This is a genomic window from Stappia indica (assembly GCF_009789575.1).
Taxonomy (GTDB): domain Bacteria; phylum Pseudomonadota; class Alphaproteobacteria; order Rhizobiales; family Stappiaceae; genus Stappia; species Stappia indica_A.
In genome coordinates this window covers 561,229-577,862 of record NZ_CP046908.1, presented here as the reverse complement: position 1 = coordinate 577,862, position 16,634 = coordinate 561,229, and the positions used below count along the sequence as shown (strand labels likewise).

12 protein-coding genes and 1 tRNA gene are annotated in these 16,634 nt (G+C 66.7%); 7 read left to right on the top strand and 6 right to left on the bottom strand.

The window, feature by feature from the left end; translation table 11 throughout:
* Positions 1-94 precede the first annotated feature (94 nt).
* Positions 95-1,720, top strand: coding sequence for an ArnT family glycosyltransferase (locus GH266_RS02625; protein WP_158192510.1), 1,626 nt, complete (start codon positions 95-97; stop codon positions 1,718-1,720).
* A 24-nt stretch (positions 1,721-1,744) separates the two neighbouring features.
* On the opposite strand, the gene metC is transcribed toward GH266_RS02625, so the two are convergent.
* A complete protein-coding gene (metC, locus tag GH266_RS02620) occupies positions 1,745-2,923 on the bottom strand; it encodes a cystathionine beta-lyase (protein ID WP_158192509.1) in 1,179 nt (392 codons plus the stop codon).
* A gap of 299 nt (positions 2,924-3,222) precedes the next feature.
* On the opposite strand from metC, the gene GH266_RS02615 reads away from it, so the two are divergent.
* The 4 genes from GH266_RS02615 to GH266_RS02600 all read left to right on the top strand — a co-directional run bounded on the left by GH266_RS02615 (position 3,223) and on the right by GH266_RS02600 (position 7,782).
* Positions 3,223-4,239 carry an amino acid ABC transporter substrate-binding protein gene (locus tag GH266_RS02615; protein ID WP_158192508.1) on the top strand — a complete coding sequence of 339 codons (1,017 nt, stop codon included), beginning with the start codon at positions 3,223-3,225 and terminating at the stop codon, positions 4,237-4,239.
* A 192-nt stretch (positions 4,240-4,431) separates the two neighbouring features.
* Positions 4,432-5,634, top strand: a complete 1,203-nt coding sequence (locus GH266_RS02610) for an amino acid ABC transporter permease (RefSeq protein WP_158192507.1) — start codon at positions 4,432-4,434, stop codon at positions 5,632-5,634.
* Positions 5,635-5,638: 4 nt separating this feature from the next.
* Complete coding sequence (locus GH266_RS02605) at positions 5,639-6,940, top strand: amino acid ABC transporter permease (RefSeq protein WP_158192506.1); 1,302 nt, start codon at positions 5,639-5,641, stop codon at positions 6,938-6,940.
* A 41-nt stretch (positions 6,941-6,981) separates the two neighbouring features.
* A complete protein-coding gene (locus GH266_RS02600) occupies positions 6,982-7,782 on the top strand; it encodes an amino acid ABC transporter ATP-binding protein (protein ID WP_158192505.1) in 801 nt (266 codons plus the stop codon).
* A 165-nt stretch (positions 7,783-7,947) separates the two neighbouring features.
* Here GH266_RS02600 and GH266_RS02595 read toward each other — a convergent pair whose 3' ends face one another.
* The 4 genes from GH266_RS02595 to GH266_RS02580 all read right to left on the bottom strand — a co-directional run bounded on the left by GH266_RS02595 (position 7,948) and on the right by GH266_RS02580 (position 14,098).
* Positions 7,948-8,769, bottom strand: a complete 822-nt coding sequence (locus tag GH266_RS02595) for a response regulator (protein ID WP_158192504.1) — start codon at positions 8,767-8,769, stop codon at positions 7,948-7,950.
* Positions 8,766-10,316, bottom strand: a complete 1,551-nt coding sequence (locus GH266_RS02590) for a sensor histidine kinase (RefSeq protein WP_280524836.1) — start codon at positions 10,314-10,316, stop codon at positions 8,766-8,768. Before GH266_RS02590 ends, GH266_RS02595 begins: the two co-directional genes overlap by 4 nt.
* A 375-nt stretch (positions 10,317-10,691) precedes the next feature.
* Complete coding sequence (locus GH266_RS02585; protein WP_158192502.1) at positions 10,692-12,725, bottom strand: EAL domain-containing protein; 2,034 nt, start codon at positions 12,723-12,725, stop codon at positions 10,692-10,694.
* A gap of 332 nt (positions 12,726-13,057) precedes the next feature.
* The gene (locus GH266_RS02580) at positions 13,058-14,098 is read right to left on the bottom strand and encodes a GlxA family transcriptional regulator (RefSeq protein ID WP_158192501.1); all 1,041 of its coding nucleotides are present in this window, start codon (positions 14,096-14,098) and stop codon (positions 13,058-13,060) included.
* Between the two features lie 293 nt (positions 14,099-14,391).
* Between GH266_RS02580 and GH266_RS02575 the strand changes: the two genes are divergently transcribed.
* Together GH266_RS02575 and GH266_RS02570 are read left to right on the top strand one after the other, a co-directional pair.
* A tRNA-Val gene (locus GH266_RS02575) sits at positions 14,392-14,466 on the top strand.
* A 283-nt stretch (positions 14,467-14,749) separates the two neighbouring features.
* Positions 14,750-15,835, top strand: a complete 1,086-nt coding sequence (locus GH266_RS02570; RefSeq protein WP_158192500.1) for a GNAT family N-acetyltransferase — start codon at positions 14,750-14,752, stop codon at positions 15,833-15,835.
* A 32-nt stretch (positions 15,836-15,867) separates the two neighbouring features.
* On the opposite strand, the gene GH266_RS02565 is transcribed toward GH266_RS02570, so the two are convergent.
* Positions 15,868-16,557, bottom strand: coding sequence for an HAD family hydrolase (locus GH266_RS02565; protein WP_158192499.1), 690 nt, complete (start codon positions 16,555-16,557; stop codon positions 15,868-15,870).
* Positions 16,558-16,634: the final 77 nt, after the last annotated feature.

Genomic DNA, 16,634 nt, shown 5'->3' with positions numbered 1-16,634 from the left:
GGGCTTTGCTGCGGCCTCCGGTTCCCCTTTGTCCCGCGCTCCTGTAGGAAACGCAGGAACGGGCAAGGCGAGCGCAGTAGCAGGCGAGCGTGACATGACGGATACACAGGCGCGGCAATCCACAGGCAGCTTCGAGGTGCGGTTTTCCGGACCCGGCGCGCGCTGGCTGCGATTGCTGGGACATCGGGGCCTGGCGCCGCTGGCGCTGCTGCTGCTCGCCCTGGCGCTCTATCTGCCGGGGCTTGTGTCGGCGCCGCCGCTGGGCATTGGCGAGACGCAGATTGGCGAACCTCAGATTGGCGAGACGCAGATCGTCGAGACCGCGCGGCACATGCTGACGAGCGGCGATCTCGTCGACACGCGGCTGCGCGACGGCAGCGAGCGCATCGTGCCGCCGGGCCTGCCCCTGCTGCAGGCCCTGAGCGCGGCGGCGAGCGGGCAGGGCGCTGAGGCCCCGCTATGGATCTTCCGCCTGCCTTCGCTGGCCGGGGCCGTGCTTGCCGTGCTGCTGGGCTACTGGTGCGCCAGAGCCTTCGTCGCGCCGCCGCCGGCCCTGCTTGCCGGGGCGCTGACGGCGGCCGCGCTGCCTCTGGGAGCTGCCGCGCGGCTCGGGGAACCGGACGCGCTGTTGCTGGCCGCGATCCTTGCCATGCAGGGCGCGCTCGCCCGGATCTGGCTCTCCCGAACGCCCGGCGCGTCCTCTCCCGGTTCTCTTGCGGCCAGGGGGCTGGCGGCGATCTTCTGGGTGGGGCTCGGGTCGTCGGTGCTGATGGCCGGCTTGAGCGGGCCGGTGGTCGCCGGGCTGAGTGTGCTGGCGCTGTGCCTTGCCGCGCGCAATGTGCGCTGGCTCGCCCGCTTGCTGCCGCTGCCCGGCCTGGCGATCCTTGCGCTGATCGTGCTGCCCTGGACGCTCGCGAGCGCGCTGCGCGGCGAGGGCGGGATCCTGTCGGGCGGGAGCATGGAGCTCTTTGCCGGGATACTCAGTGGGGCAGGGATCGGGTCCTCGCTCGGCGCGCGAGGCTTCGGCGCCCCGCCGCTCGCGCATCTGCTGTTTTCGCTGGTGGCCATGTGGCCGCTGCCGGCCTTCCTGCTGCTCGGCCTGCCGATGCTCTTGCGCAGCACGCGCTCGCCGCAGGTGGTGTTCTTCCTGTGCTGCCTGGTGCCGCTCTGGCTGCTGATCGAGCTGCTGCCGGCCAAGGCGCCGCAGCAGGCCCTGCTCTTGGTGCCGGCGCTGGCCGGGTTGGCCGCGCTGCTGCTGTCGCGGGGGGACGAGGGCGCCGCGCCGCATCGCCCGGGGCGGATCCTGCGCTATGCGGCCGCCGGCCTTTTCGCCGTGCCGCTCGTCGCGCTGGTGGCGGCAAACCTTGTCGCCGGCCCGCTGACGGGATCCTGGCCCTCGCCGCCGGGCGCGGTGATCGCGCTGCTTGCGCTGGTGCCGGGGGTCTCGGCGCTGCGGCGGCTGGCGCGCGGCGAGGCCGCTGCCGCCCTGATGCCGGCCCTCGGCGCGGGCATCCTGCTGGCCGCCGCCGTGTGGGCCTTCACCCTTCCATCAGTCGCGGCGTCGCTGGCGCCGGCGTCGGCTCCGGCGGCGGTTGCCGCCGAGCCTGTCGTGTCCCAGCCAGATGTTCCGGAGACTGGTGTTCCGGAGACCGATAGTTCGGAGACTGATAGTTCGGAGACTGGCGTTTCGGAGCCTGCTGCATCCGGCACAGCGCAGTAACGCTGCGCCGGACGCACGTTTTCCTCAGCCCTTCAGCGCGGCGAAGCCGGCTTCAAGGTCGGCGCGGATGTCGGCCGTGTCCTCCAGGCCGATATGCAGTCGCACGCTGGGGCCGCCGGTCGGCATCGGCGTTGCCGTGCGCGCGCCCTTGAGCCGGACGGGAATGGCGAGGCTTTCGAAGCCGCCCCAGGAATAGCCGAGGCCGAACAGTTCCAGCGCATCGAGGAAGGCGTGGCTCTGCGCCTCGCTGACGCTGTCGACGAAGTCGAAGGCGAAGAGGCCGCAGGCGCCGGCGAAATCGCGCTTCCAGATGGCGTGGCCCGGGTCGCTCTCCAGCCCCGGATGGCGCACGCGGGCGACCTCGGGCCGCTCCTCCAGCCAGCGGGCGATCTCCAGCGCGTTCTCCATGTGGCGGCGCAGGCGCACCTCCAGCGTGCGCAGGCCCCGCAAGGCCAGATAGACGTCGTCCGGCCCCACATGCATGCCGAGCGCGCCGTGGGTCTCCTTCAGGCCCGGCCAGGCCCGCTCGCTGGCCGCCACCGTGCCCAGCATCGCGTCGGAATGGCCGATCAGATACTTGGTGCCGGCCTGCACCGACAGGTCGACGCCGTGGCCGATGGCGTCGAAGAAGCAGGGCGTCGCCCAGGTGTTGTCCATCACGACCAGCGCATCGCGCGCATGGGCGACCTCGGCGATCGCCGGGATGTCCTGCATCTCGAAGGTGAGGGAGCCCGGCGCCTCGGTCATCACCGCGCGGGTGTTGGGCCGGAACAGCGCCTCGATGCCGGCGCCGACCGCCGGGTCGTAATAGTCGACCGCGATGCCGAGCCGCTTCAAGGTGGTCTCGGCGAAATGGCGCGTCGGGCCATAGGCGCTGTCGGTGATCAGGACATGGTCGCCGGAGGAAAGGCACGACAGCAGCGCCACCGAGACGGCATTGAGGCCAGAGGCGGCAAGGCGCACGCCGGCCGCGCCCTCCAGCTCGGCCAGCGCCTCCTCCAGCGCATCGGTCGTCGGATTGCCGCGGCGGGCGTAGTGATAGGTCTGGCCGCCGGAGAGCATGGTCGCGCAGTCCGGAAACAGCACCGTGGAAGCGTGAACCACGGGCGGGTTCACGAATCCGTGGAAGTCCTCGGGCTTGCGTCCGGCATGGGTGAGCCTCGTTGCAAGACCCCGGGCGCGGTTCGACTGGGAGGCGGACATAAAGGACCTTTCGCGGTGTGTTGACTGGATTTTCAGTTAGCGAAAAATTTTTCGCAAATCGTACCTTACGGTGCGTCGGGTACTTGACCCTTAGCGATAAATGCCATCGAATGCATCCATGAGATGACGGTGGCATCTCCGACGGCCAGAAAACAAGAAGGGCCGCGGACATGCCGGGAGGGGGTTATCCTGTGCCGACACTGCTTTTCGCAGACGCATCATGGCCGCATCCTGATTCCCGCACGCGTGATCTCGAAAAAACCCAGATTAGACAGGGCAAAAGAGAAGGCTGCATATCCATGACGCATAAACTGCTTCCGATCGTGCTCGGCGCGGCGCTCGGCCTGACGGCCACCGCCGCTTCCGCCGCGACGCTCGACGACGTCAAGGCGAAGGGCTTCCTGCAGTGCGGCTCCAACACCGGCCTGGCCGGTTTTGCGGCTCCGGACGACAAGGGCGAGTGGACCGGCCTCGACGTCTCCACCTGCCGCGCCATCGCCGCGGCGATCTTCGACGATGCCAATGCCGTCAAGTTCACCCCGCTGACCGCCAAGGAGCGCTTCACCGCGCTGCAGACCGGCGAAGTCGACGTGCTGGTGCGCAACACCACCTGGACGATGAGCCGCGACACGACGCTCGGCCTGAACTTCACCGGCGTCAACTACTATGACGGCCAGGGCTTCATGGTCCGCAAGTCGCTCGGCGTCTCTTCGGCTCTCGAGCTGTCCGGCGCCTCCGTCTGCGTGCAGACCGGCACCACCACCGAGCTGAACCTGACCGACTACTTCAAGGCCAACGGCATGGAGTACAAGCCGGTCGTGTTCGAGAAGCTCGAGGAGGTGAACGCCGCCTACGACGCCAACCGTTGCGACGTCTACACGACCGACGCCTCGGGCCTGTACTCGATCCGCCTGCAGCTGACCGACCCGGCCGAGCACATCGTGCTGCCGGAGATCATCTCCAAGGAGCCGCTCGGCCCCGCAGTGCGCCAGGGCGACGACCAGTGGTTCAACCTGGTCAAGTGGGTCCACTACGCCATGCTCAACGCTGAAGAGCTGGGCGTGACCTCGGCCAATGTCGAGGAGATGAAGGGCTCCGACAACCCGAACATCCGTCGCCTTCTCGGCGTCGAGGGCACGTTCGGCGAGTCCATCGGCCTCAGCAACGACTGGGCCGCCCGCATCATCAAGCATGTCGGCAACTACGGCGAAGTCTTCGACAAGACGGTCGGTCCGGACACCCCGCTGGGCATCGCCCGCGGCGTGAACGCGCTGTGGTCGAAGGGCGGCCTGCAGTACGCCCCGCCGATCCGCTAAGACGGCATCACCGGACCCGGCGCGGCATCCGCGCCGGGTCTTTTCGAAGTGACGCAGAAACGACAAACGACCGAGTCCGGAAAACCGGACCGGACGGGCCCCGAACGGGCCAGTCACTTACGGGTTACGCTGAACGCAGCGGATATCGGGTAACGCTGAAAACAGCGAACCGGCGAGGGGAACCTGTCTGACATGACACCTGCAAGCTCTGCCGAGCGCGAGCAAGCGGGCGGCGGATCCGGCACATCCTGGTTCTACAATCCGCGCGTGCGCGGCGTTGTCTTCCAGGTGCTGGTCGTCGCCTTCCTCCTGGGGATGCTTGCCTTCTTCGCCTACAACGCGAAGATCAACCTGGAACGGGCGGGAATCGCCTCCGGCCTCGGATTCCTGTCCGAGCGCGCCGGCTTCGACGTCTCCCAGTCCCTTGTTTCCTACACCAACGACAGCAGCTATTCCCGCGCCTTCATCGTGGGCCTGCTGAACACCTTGCTGGTGGCATCGATCGGCATCGTCATCGCCACGGTGCTCGGCTTCATCGTCGGCATCGCGCGGCTGTCGAAGAACTTCCTGATCCGCCAGATCGCCACCTGGTATGTGGAGTTGCTGCGCAACATCCCGCTGCTGCTGCAACTGCTGTTCTGGTACAAGGCGGTGCTGTCCGTGCTGCCGTCGCCGCGCCAGTCGCTGGAGCCGGTGCCCGGCGTCTTTCTCAACAATCGCGGCCTGATCCTTCCCGAGGTGATCGGCCAGCCGGGGTCGTCCGCGATCCTGTGGGCGCTGCTCGCCGCCATTGCCGCCTCGATCGGCATCTCGCGCTGGGCGCGCAAGCGCCAGCAGGAGACCGGACGCCAGTTCCCCAGCGTGATCGCCGGGCTCGGGCTGATCGTCGGCCTGCCGCTCCTTGCCTATCTCGTTACCGGCATGCCGGTCGAGCTGGCCTATGCGGAGCTTGCCGGGTTCAACTTCCGCGGCGGCGTCGTCGTCATCCCGGAATTCATGGCCCTGCTGCTGGGACTTGCGCTCTACACGGCGGCGTTCATCGCCGAGATCGTGCGCGCGGGCATCCTCGCCGTCTCGCACGGCCAGACGGAGGCGGCCTATTCGCTGGGTCTGCGGCCCCGGCGGACGCTGCAGCTGGTGATCATCCCGCAGGCGATGCGGGTGATCATCCCGCCGCTGACCAGCCAGTTCCTCAACCTGACCAAGAACTCCTCGCTGGCGGTCGCCATCGGCTATCCGGACCTCGTCGCGGTGTTCGCCGGCACGGTGCTGAACCAGACCGGCCAGGCGGTGGAGGTGATCATCATCACCATGCTGGTCTACCTGACCCTGTCGCTGCTCACCTCGGGCTTCATGAACTGGTACAATTCGCGCATGGCGCTGGTGGAGAGGTAGGGCGATGACCGTGTCGAAAATCGCCTATGTGCGAACCGACGAGGCGCCGCGCATGGCGCCGCCCGTCTCCGAGACCGGCGCGATCGGCTGGATCCGCCAGAACCTGTTCGACAGTGTCGGCAATGCCATCATGACCGTGGTCGGCATCGCCATGCTGGCCCTGATCCTGCCGCCGACCATCAACTGGCTGTTCATCGATGCGGTGTGGACCGGCACCAGCCGCGATGCCTGCGTCGTGGAAGGGGCCGGGGCCTGCTGGGCCTTCGTCTACGCCAAGTTCGGCCAGTTCATGTATGGCCGCTATCCGGACCCCGAACGCTGGCGGGTGGACCTCACCGGCCTGCTGCTGATCGCCGGCCTGGTGCCGGCGGCGATCCCGCAGGTGCCGTTCAAGCGCGAGACGGTGCTCTACCTGCTCGTCGTCTTCCCGATCGCCGGCTTCATCCTGCTGACCGGCGGCGATGTGGACCTGTCGGGGAGCTTCTGGATCGGCCTTGCGATCCTGGCCGTGCTCTCGCTCGCCATCACCGCGCTGATCTGCCGGAATGCGGGCATCGAGCCGCTCTCCCCGCTCAAGGTCGTGGCGGCGATGTACGCGGCGCTGGCGCTGGTCTTCGCCGTCGTCTCCTACGACTTCGGCCTGAGGCCGGTGGAGACGCAGCTGTGGGGCGGATTGCTGGTGACGCTGGTGGTCGCCATCGTCGGCATCGTCGCCTCGTTCCCGCTCGGCATCCTGCTGGCGCTGGGACGGCGGTCGAAGCTGCCGGCGGTCAAGCTGGTCTCGGTGATCTTCATCGAGTTCTGGCGCGGCGTGCCGCTGATCACCGTGCTGTTCATGTCCTCGGTGATGCTGCCGCTGTTCCTGCCCGACGGCGTCAACTTCGACAAGCTGCTGCGGGCGCTGATCGGCGTCGCCCTGTTCGCCTCCGCCTATATGGCCGAGGTGGTGCGCGGCGGGTTGCAGGCGATCCCCAAGGGCCAGTACGAGGCGGCCGACGCCATGGGCCTGTCGTTCTGGCAGGGCATCGGCCTGATCATCATGCCGCAGGCGCTGAAGCTGGTCATTCCGGGCATCGTCAACACCTTCATCGGCCTGTTCAAGGACACGAGCCTGGTGCTGATCATCGGCCTGTTCGACCTGCTCGGCATCGTCTCGCTGAACTTCTCCGACGCGAACTGGGCTTCGCCCAACACGCCGGCGACGGGCTTCGTCTTTGCCGCCTTCGTCTTCTGGATCTTCTGCTTCGGCATGTCGCGCTACTCCATCTACATGGAGCGCCGCCTGCACCGGGGGCACGCGCGCTGACGCGCGCCCTTCGAAGCCGACACAACGTTTGGAGCTGAGCCATGACTGAAAACGCTGTCGATGCCGCGGACATCACCCCCATCCGCAGCCGGATGACGGTGTCGGAGACCGACGTCGCCATCGAGATCACCAACATGAACAAGTGGTACGGCGACTTCCACGTGCTGCGCGACATCAACCTGAAGGTGATGCGCGGCGAGCGGATCGTCATCTGCGGCCCGTCCGGGTCCGGCAAGTCGACCATGATCCGCTGCATCAACCGCCTGGAGGAGCACCAGAAGGGCTCCATCGTCGTCGACGGGATCGAGCTGACCGACGATCTGAAGAAGATCGACGAGATCCGCCGGGAGGTCGGCATGTGCTTCCAGCACTTCAACCTGTTCCCGCATCTGACGATCCTGGAGAATTGCACGCTGGCGCCGATCTGGGTGCGCAAGATGCCCAAGGCCAAGGCCGAGGAAATCGCCATGCACTACCTGGAGCGGGTCAAGATCCCCGAGCAGGCGAAGAAGTATCCGGGCCAGCTGTCGGGCGGCCAGCAGCAGCGCGTGGCGATCGCCCGCTCGCTGTGCATGAGCCCGAAGATCATGCTGTTCGACGAGCCGACCTCGGCGCTCGACCCGGAGATGATCAAGGAAGTGCTCGACGTGATGGTGAGCCTGGCCGAAGAGGGCATGACCATGCTCTGCGTCACCCACGAGATGGGCTTCGCGCGCCAGGTGGCGAACCGCGTGATCTTCATGGATGCCGGCCAGATCGTCGAGCAGAACGAGCCGGAACCCTTCTTCACGAATCCGCAGCACGAGCGGACCAAGCTGTTCCTCAGCCAGATCCTGCACTGAGGCGGGGCGGGCCGCGCTGTCGGGGGGGCACCGCGGACCGCTCGCTCGCCCGTGCATACGGGGGGCATCGAGGAACGGAAGGGCGCGGGCCGCAAGGCTCGCGCCTTTTTCGTTTTTGCGGCCGGGAGCGCCGGGAGTGGGCGTGAGCGCGGGTGCGCTATCCGCTCAGGCCGGCTGCAGGCGGTCCATCAGCAACTTGAAGACCTCGACCGGCCGGTAGGGATAGTCGAGGAAGCCGTCGATGCCGGTCTCGAGAAGGCCGGCGCGCGCGGCGTCGCTCATGTTCGGCGGGGCCAGCAGCATCATCTTTCCCTGCGGCGGGCGAATTCCCTCGCGGGTCATGTATTGCAGGAAATAATGCACGAACTTGCTGTAGACGAGCAGGACGATGTCCTGACGATCGAACGTGTAGCTCTTGTGCTTCAGCTTTTCCTCCGGAACGAGGGTGATCTCGCAGCCCAGTTCCTCCAGCGCGGCGCGGATCGGCTCGACGACCTTGGGCAGACCGCTGACGAGAGAGATGCGCAAGGGACCGCGTGCCTGCCGCGACTGGCGGATCGCCTTCTCGATCTGCAGCAGCTGCGCCCGGTGGGCGCCGTCGATGCGCCGGACTTCATTCAGCCGCGCCTCGACGGTGGCCAGCAGCATGTCGAAGTCGAGCGGCTTGGTGAGATAGTCGTCGGCGCCCAGCTTCTTGCCCTGGATGATGTCGTCGCGCGTGGCGAGCGCGGTGAGGAAGATGAAGGGCACGCGGGTCAGCCGCGGCAGTTCGCTGCGGATGCGGGCCAGCAGCTCCGGCCCGCTCATCACCGGCATCATCATGTCGCAGATGATGAGATCGGGCACATGCTGTCCGAGGCAATCGAAACCTTCCTGCCCGTTGCAGGCCGTCAAAACCTGGTAGCCGGCATCCTGAAGCTCCTCCTTGAGGTCCTCCAGCAGCAGCTTCTCGTCCTCGATGCACAGGATCGTCGCCTTGTGGGTCATAGGGTTGCCTCGTTGGCGGTCGGGGGGGCGGCGGGGGCGGCCGTGTGGGGCAGGCGGATCTCGACCGCCGTGCCGCGTCCGACCTCGCTGACCACATGCAGCTTTCCGCGATGTTCCGAGACGATCATATCCGTCATGTGCAGTCCGATGCCGGTGCCGGGTATGCCGCTGGAGGTGGAAGCGCGGAAGTAGCGGTTGAAGATCTTCGGGATCTCGTGTTCGGGAATGCCGACGCCGTCGTCCTCTATGCGAATGACCGCGTGCCCGTTCTCGGTGAAGCCGCGAACGCGGATGCGGTCGCGGCCGGCCGAGTACTTGATGGCGTTCGACAGGATGTTGGCGATGCACTGCTCGATGAGGCGGCTGTCGATCCTCGCCGTCTCGGGCAGGGCATCGAGGTCCGTGTCGACGAGATGCGTCGTGCAAAGGCTCTGCTGGCGCAGGCACACCGCCTGGACGAGCGGCCGCAACGCGCTCTCCTTCAACTCCAGTTCGAGAGCGCCCGACTGGTGCTGCGTGAAGCTCAGGAACCGGTTGATCAGGTATTGCATCCGGTCGACGGATTCCCGGATGTTGCCAAGGCGGCGGGTGAGGGCCGTCGCGGCCTCGTCGTCGATCGGGTTCGCCCCGCTTGCGACATGACGGTCGAGCAACCGGCGCAGGCGCTGTGCGTTGCTGTCGATGATCGCAAGGGGCGTGCGGAACTCGTGCGAGGCCATCGAGACGAACTCGCGCTGCATCTCGTTGATCTTCTGCTCGTTGCGCAGCATCTTCACCAGCTTGTCCGTGTGCTGCTGCAGTGCCCGGTGCTGGAGCTTGAACGTGGTGATGTCGGCGAAACGGTAGATCACGGTGCCGTCGTCGCCGGTCGGGCGGCAACTGACGCGATACCAGCTGCGGGCCCCGAAGCGGAACTCGCTCGGCGTCTCGGGATCGGTGTCCAGGCCTTCCAGCGCCTCTGCAAGCCCTGCCGGGCCGAGCCGCTGCAGCACGTCGACGATGTTTTCGCCGCTGTCCGTCCAGCTTCGCTCGCTCGGAAACAGCCGGTCGAACGTGTTGTTGGTGAGCACGATGCGGCCGCTCTCGTCGACCACCACCAATCCGTCGTTGACCGCATTGACCGTACTGGCGAGCAGGTCGCGACCGCGGCGCAGTTCCGCGGTGCGCTCCTGAAGCCGCTCCTCCAGAAGGTCGCGGGCCTCGGCGACGGCATCGTTCCGCCGCCGCGCCTCGGTGACGTCGGTGTAGATCGTCACGAAGCCGCCGTCCGGCATCGGCGTCCCCTGCGCCCTGAGGACCGTGCCGTCCGGGCGCTGGCGCTCGATGTCGAACATCTTCCGGCTGCGGGCCAGCTCCAGGCGTTGGCGAACCTGGGCTTCGGGATCGCCGGGGCCGTATTCGCCGCGCTGCGCGATGAAGCGCAGGACTTCTTCCAGATCGGGAGTGTTCTCGATCAACTCCCGCGGCAGGTCGAGCAGCCGGCAGGCCGTATCGTTGACCACCACGAGGCGCAACTGTGGATCCATCACGGTGATCCCCTTGTGCATGGTCGCCAGGAGATGCCGGAGAACATCCGCTTCGGAGCTTCCCTTCCGGATGAAGTGCTGCACGTCGCATCCTCGTTTCACAGCCGTCCAGGCCGGGAAATCAGTGTGCGCCAGTGAGGCGAGGATTCTAAGGGGAAGTCAAAAACGGGTTTAATGATCCCTTTCCCGGCACAGCTTTCCAGCTGCCCGGCAGGATGCTGCGGGCCGGGGGGCGAGGCGGGGGACTGCGCTGCGGGGGGGCTGCAAGATTGCAGATCCGTCAATCGTCTCCGCAGCTTGAGGCCATGTTGCGGCGGTCGGCCGGGCTCCAGCGGGATGAGATCGGCAGTTTGATCGGTAGGAATGCGGATGGTGGCGCGAGTGCCTGGCGCGAGGTCAGTTGCGCGGCTGCATCGGCCAGCAGGCCGGGGTGCTTTTCACCAGGTCGGCGCCGTTGAGACGCTCGGCGAAGGCGATCGCCTCGTCCAGCGGCATGGCCGGGGCATGCAGCCAGCCCTGGATCAGGTCGACGCCGCAGGAGGCGACAAGGTCTGCCTGGGCGCGCGTTTCCACACCTTCGGCAATGACCCGGTAGCCGAGCTCGTGGCACAGGCCGGTGAGCTTTCGGTAGACGATGCGGCCGCGCTGTTCGGCCGCGCTCAGCAGCAGCGAGCGGTCGAACTTCACGATGCTGACCGGCAGGTCGGCCAGCAGGTTGAAGTTGGAATGGCCGGCGCCGAAATCGTCGATGGCGATGCTCAGGCCGGCACCGGACAGCCGGCGCAGATTGTCGGCAATGGCCGGATCCGAACGCAGGCCCCGCTCGATGATCTCGAAGCTGACCGGCATGTCGGCGAAGGCCTGGACCAGCCAGTCGACGGTGCCGCGATCGGCGATCGTATCGGGATGCAGGTTGATGGAGACGATGAGATCGGGCCCGGCCTCCTGGACGCGGACCAGGTCCAGCAGCACCTGGCGGCAGACCCAGCGGTCGATCAGATGCGCGAAGCCGGCGTTTTCCAGCGTCTCCAGGAAGTAGGGGCCGAGAAAGCCGCGCCCCTCCACCCACACCCGCAGCAGGGCCTCGAAGCCGACGCAGGCGCCGGTGCGCGCGTCGATCTCCGGCTGGTAGTGCATGGCGAGCCGGTTCTCGCGCAGGAATTCGACCGCATCGCGGGCCGCCTCGCTGTTGCGCAGCAGCTCGGTGTGGTGGTCGAACACGGTGCGGCCGTGCTGGCGGCGCATGTGATCGTCGAAATCGGCGCCGTCATTGAGCAGCGAGGGGCCGAGCGTGTTCTCCCGCAGGCGTCCATACCTGACCACGAAGGGCGCATAGAGCAGGGTGCTCACGCCGAGCAGCGCCGCCTGCAGCAGCACGGCCCAGACCTCGCCGGTCTGCAGGTAGACGTTGAGAAACATCGGCGTCACCCAGGGCACCTCGGCCGGATAGACCGCCAGGCCGATGTGGGAAACGGCCAGCAGGGCAACCGCCTGGCAGACGACGGGAACCGCGACGAACGGCGCGAGCAGACGCAGGTTGAGGACGATCGGCAGGCCGAAGACGAGGATCTCGGAAATGTTGAAGGCGGTGAAGGGCAGGGCGACCAGCGCGATGGAGCGCATGTGCGGATTTCGCGAGAACAGCAGGATCGCCAGTGCCAGGCCGAGCGTCGCGCCCGATCCGCCGAGATTGACGAACGAGGTCATGAACATGTCGCGCGACAGGCCGCTGGCGACCTCGAACGCGCCGAAGTCGGGCGGCACGGCGAGATAGGCAAGGTTGGTGCCGTGCAGGCCGAGGAACCAGATGAACTGGGAGCCGGCCAGATATAGTGCCAGCGCCAGATCCGAGCCGAGCCCCAGGAAGGCGGGGGCAAGGGCGGCATAGATCGCGTCGGCGGCATCGTGCAGCACGCTGAGCACGGCAACGGTGAGAATGAAGCTCAACAGCGCCGGCAGCGCCATGTTCAGCGCATTTTCGAGATTGTAGCTGAGCGCGCCGTGATGGAGGCGCGGGAGCGGCAGCCTGGTGCAGGCACGCAGGATCATGAGCGCCAGCAGCGGGGCGATCACCGCGTTGACGGAGGCGAGCGAGATCGCCTCGACATCGTCGATCGACATGGCGCCGTAGGTGTCGAAGAAGAAGACGGCGAGCGCCAGCGCAGCCCCGGTCACCCGGTCGATGCGGAACAGGATGGAGAGCTGGTAGGAAACCGAGATCGCCAGCATCACCGGCATCGCGACGTCCAGCAGGCGGCCGATATCGTTCAACGTCTCGTTCGCCAGGAAGGGAACGGCGACACCGCTATAGAGAAGTGCGAAGTCGATCAGCCGGATTGCGGAGATCAGGACGACGAACGGAACGAGCGCGATGAACGCTTCCTGCAAGGAAAAGCGGATATTTTCGGCGAAACCGACAAACGATTTCATAATCAGGCGCTCGTCTCCCGCAACGAATCCGACATACGGTCCGTAAACTCGGCAAAGACCCTAATCGTGCAAACGTTAATGTGTCTTGCATAACTGCAAGAAATGCCGAGTTCTCCACCGACTGAAGGTTTGCACAGCCAAGGAACGGCAAACCTGGCGTCAGGTCCCGGGCGCAGGGAACCGGATGCGGGCATGTCGAAGGCGCCGGCCGGTTGCTGGCGGCAGTCTCATCGTGCGGCCGCAGGCGGGCGCGGCGGTATCTTGACCGACCGGCGCGGGGGGGGGGGGCTGGCGCGGGTCGGACTTTTCTACTGCGATGCAGCAGGGGCGCGCTAGCGAGAGTTCGCGAGCTGCGGCGCGGGGGCGACGATGCGGGCGGCCTGCTTGCGTCCTCCCTGGGCCCAGAAATAGGACTGGCGCTCCTCCGTCGGTGTGCAGTTGTAGCGTTCGCGGTAGCACTTGGTGAAATGCGAGGTGGAGGCGAAGCCGCAGGCGATGGCGACGTCGAGCACCGGACGATTGGTCCGCCGCAGCAGGTCGCGCGCCGTCTCCAGCCGCAGCTTGAGATAGTATTGGCCCGGCGTGCAGTCGAAATGGCGGCGGAACAGCCGTTCGAGCTGGCGCGGGCTGAGATTCACGGTCATCGCCAGCTGCTGGCAGGACAGCGGATCCTCGATATGCAGGTCCATGATGCGGATGGCGTCGAGGATCTTGACGTTGGAAATGCCGGTGCGGCTTTCCAGGTCGTGGCGCTGCGCGCTCTCGCCCGAGCGCATGTTCTGGTAGAGCGCGACCTCGGCCACCTCGTGCGCCAGATAGGCGCCGTGCTGGATGGCGATGACGCGCAGCATCATGTCGAGCGCGGCCATGCCGCCGGCGCATGTGATGCAGTTGCGGTCGATGGCGAAGAGGTCGCCGGAGACCTCGATCTCCGGAAATTCCTCGCGGAAGGAGCGCAGGTTCTCCCAGTGGATCGTGCAGCGGCGCCCGTCGAGAAGGTGGTAGCGTGCCAGCACGTAGGAGCCGGTGCAGACCGCGCCATAGGTGCGCCCGCGCGCATTCAGCTTGCGCAGCTTGGTGCCGAGTTCCTTCGGCAGCGGCACGCGCTCCACGTCGACGCCGGAACAGATCAGGGTGATGTCGGCGTCGTCCAGGTCGTTGATCGAGCCCTGCACGGAGACATGGCAGCCGTTGCTGGCCTGCACCGGATTGCCGTCGACCGAATAGGTCTTCCAGGAATAGAACTCCTGCCCCAGCACCCGGTTGGCAATGCGGATCGGCTCGATGGTCGAGGTGAAGGCGATCAGCGAGAACTGATCGAGAAGGATGAGGGCCACCGTCTGCTGTTCGGTGGATGCGGCCTGGTCTGCCATGCGCTGTGCCCGAGCTGTGAGGGGCGGTCCCCCTAGATCATTGGAAGGTTTTTGCTTTTAATTTCGGTCAGTCTGTGTTCGCGCAACATGCTTGTCAAATAAAAACGGCGGCGAATACATGTATGGCGAAAATGTGCCGACACGCATGAAATAAAGCCGGGCGGCGTCAACAAAACGTCATGACGATGCGCGGGCGCGACATCGCTTCCACCGCAAAATCCACAGGGGACCAAATTCCGCCTTGCGCAAGTCGGTCGGCTCCTTTAGATACCCCTCACCAGCCGACAGGCCATGGGCGATTAGCTCAGCGGGAGAGCGTTCCGTTCACACCGGAAAGGTCACTGGTTCAATCCCAGTATCGCCCACCATTCCTTCCCGCACGACCAGCCAAGCACCCGCCGACAGCGCGACGCGCGTCCGGCACCCGCATTCCTGACAGGGAAGACGGCGGTTGCGGGCGATCTCACCTAGCGTAAGTTTGCAGCGTTCGCATCCGGTTTACCAGTTGCGCGCTTTTTCCCGGAAGAGCTGCCTTTTCCGCCGGTCCGTAAAGCCTCCTGCAAGCCTGCTGCGCCAGACTGGGCGCAAAGAGGGTACAGCTTGCGGATGCACGGACAGATCGCCAGGACCAGCAAGATGTTGCGGGATGCGATGCAACACTCCAGCCGCCCCATGGAGCGGCGGGATCTCGGCGCCGTCGCCGCGATGTTCGCCAGCGCCTTCCGGGGCGGGCGCATCGCGCCGGGACTCGAGGCCTATCTGGAGGCGTTCTGTTTCGGCCATCCGCAGCTCGCCCCGGAGATCGGCAGCCAGGTCTACGAAAACGAAGCGGGCGAACTCAGTGCGGCGATTCTCTGCGTGCCGCTGCGGTTTCGCGTCGACGGGCAGCCGGTGACGGCGCGGCTCCTGTGCAACTTCATGGCCGTCGGCGAGACGGGCGCACGAGGGGCGGCCTGCCTGTCGCGGCACTTTCGGGCGAAACGCCACGACTTCCTGTTTTCCGATACGGCCTCGGATGCCAGCGCCACCCACTGGAAGACGGGCGGCGGGCGGATCCTGCCGATCCAGAGCCTGGAATGGTGCCGGGTCTTCCGCCCTCTGAGCGCCTGCGCAAGGCGCCTGCATCGCAGCCTGCGGGGCGAGGCCGGTGCGTTGCTGCTGTCGCCGCTCGGCCTGCTCGATGAGGGCGCGCGGCGCCATCGTCCGCTCCTGGTGGCGCACATGCCGGACGGCATGACGGTGGAGCAGGTGGGCGCAACGCAGTTTCTGGTCGAGACGCGGCCGATGTTCGGCCGTTTCAGCATCCATCCGGACTGGGACCCGTCCGAATTCGCCTGGCTGTCGCGTATGGTCGCGGCGAATCCCTCGCTCGGGCCGCTGAACTTCGCCCTGATGCGCGACACGAGCGGTGCGACCGTCGGTGCCGCCGCCTATTGCGGCGTGGGCCGGGGGCGGGCCAGCGTGCTCAATCTCCTGTGCCTGGAAGGACGCGAGCGCGAGAGCGTTGCCGCGCTGCTGGCCGATCTGGACCGGCAGGGCTATTGCGAGGCGCGCGGGATGACCCAGCCCTTCCTCATGCACGCGCTGCAGGCGCAAAAGCACATGAGTTTCCGCCACCGCGGCTTCTTCTGCATCGCCGGGCGGTTGCCGGCCCTGCACCGGGCGCTGGACCAGGACCTCGTTTATGCGGAAGGCCTGTCCTCGGAGAGCTGGTCGCGGCTTTTGACCGACTTCTGAACGGCCGGAGCTTTTCGCCTACCGTGCCGCGCTCAGCGCAGGCCGGGAAGTCCCGCCAGGGCCGGATGCAACTCGTCGAAATGATCGATCACCGCGTCGGGCGAGAGCTCGCGCACCGGCACGGCGGTGTAGCCGAAGGTGACGGCGACGACCGGGATGCCGGCGGCGCGGGCCGCGTCGATGTCGGTCTTGCTGTCGCCGATCATCACCGAGCCGGCAAGGCGCGCGCCGGCGCGCTCGACCGCGCCCAGCACCGGGGCGGCGTCCGGCTTCGGCCGAGCGAACGTGTCGCCGCCGACCAGCGAGTCGAACAGATCCAGCATCTTCAGGTGGTCCAGCAGCTGGCGGGCGATCGGCTCCGACTTGTTGGTGCACACGGCCAGCCGCCATCCGTCCTTGCGGGCCGTCTCCAGCGCCTCGTGGATGCCGGGGAACGGCCGGCTGAGGCCGGCGATGTCGGCGGTGTAGAAGGCGATGAAGCGCAGGTAGAGCCGCTCGATCTCGGCCGGATCGGGATCGGGGATGCCGTTGGCCCACAGGGCCTTGGCGATCATCGGCCGGGCGCCGACGCCGAACAGGTGGCCGAGCGTCTCGATCTCGACGCCGGACAGGCCTTCCTCGCGCATCACCGCGTTGAGCGCAGCGGCAAGGTCGTGGCGGGTGTCGACCAGGGTGCCGTCGAGATCGAAGACCAGAGCGGGCGTGGAGGCGGGCGTGGTCATGGGCGCTGTCCTGCGTGGTGGCGGTTGCTGCGGCTTATAGCCGGGCGGGCCGCCGGCGGGGAAGGGAATACGAAAAC

Excerpts from the sequence above, each read along its gene's own strand:
- GH266_RS02590 (WP_280524836.1), bottom strand. The coding sequence starts at position 10,316 with ATGCACAAGGGGATCACCGTGATGGATCCACAGTTGCGCCTCGTGGTG.
- GH266_RS02625 (WP_158192510.1), top strand. The coding sequence starts at position 95 with ATGACGGATACACAGGCGCGGCAATCCACAGGCAGCTTCGAGGTGCGG.
- GH266_RS02585 (WP_158192502.1), bottom strand. The coding sequence starts at position 12,725 with ATGAAATCGTTTGTCGGTTTCGCCGAAAATATCCGCTTTTCCTTGCAG.
- GH266_RS02595 (WP_158192504.1), bottom strand. The coding sequence starts at position 8,769 with ATGACCCACAAGGCGACGATCCTGTGCATCGAGGACGAGAAGCTGCTG.
- GH266_RS02565 (WP_158192499.1), bottom strand. The coding sequence starts at position 16,557 with ATGACCACGCCCGCCTCCACGCCCGCTCTGGTCTTCGATCTCGACGGC.
- metC (WP_158192509.1), bottom strand. The coding sequence starts at position 2,923 with ATGTCCGCCTCCCAGTCGAACCGCGCCCGGGGTCTTGCAACGAGGCTC.
- GH266_RS02615 (WP_158192508.1), top strand. The coding sequence starts at position 3,223 with ATGACGCATAAACTGCTTCCGATCGTGCTCGGCGCGGCGCTCGGCCTG.
- GH266_RS02605 (WP_158192506.1), top strand. The coding sequence starts at position 5,639 with ATGACCGTGTCGAAAATCGCCTATGTGCGAACCGACGAGGCGCCGCGC.
- GH266_RS02600 (WP_158192505.1), top strand. The coding sequence starts at position 6,982 with ATGACTGAAAACGCTGTCGATGCCGCGGACATCACCCCCATCCGCAGC.
- GH266_RS02570 (WP_158192500.1), top strand. The coding sequence starts at position 14,750 with ATGCAACACTCCAGCCGCCCCATGGAGCGGCGGGATCTCGGCGCCGTC.
- GH266_RS02580 (WP_158192501.1), bottom strand. The coding sequence starts at position 14,098 with ATGGCAGACCAGGCCGCATCCACCGAACAGCAGACGGTGGCCCTCATC.
- GH266_RS02610 (WP_158192507.1), top strand. The coding sequence starts at position 4,432 with ATGACACCTGCAAGCTCTGCCGAGCGCGAGCAAGCGGGCGGCGGATCC.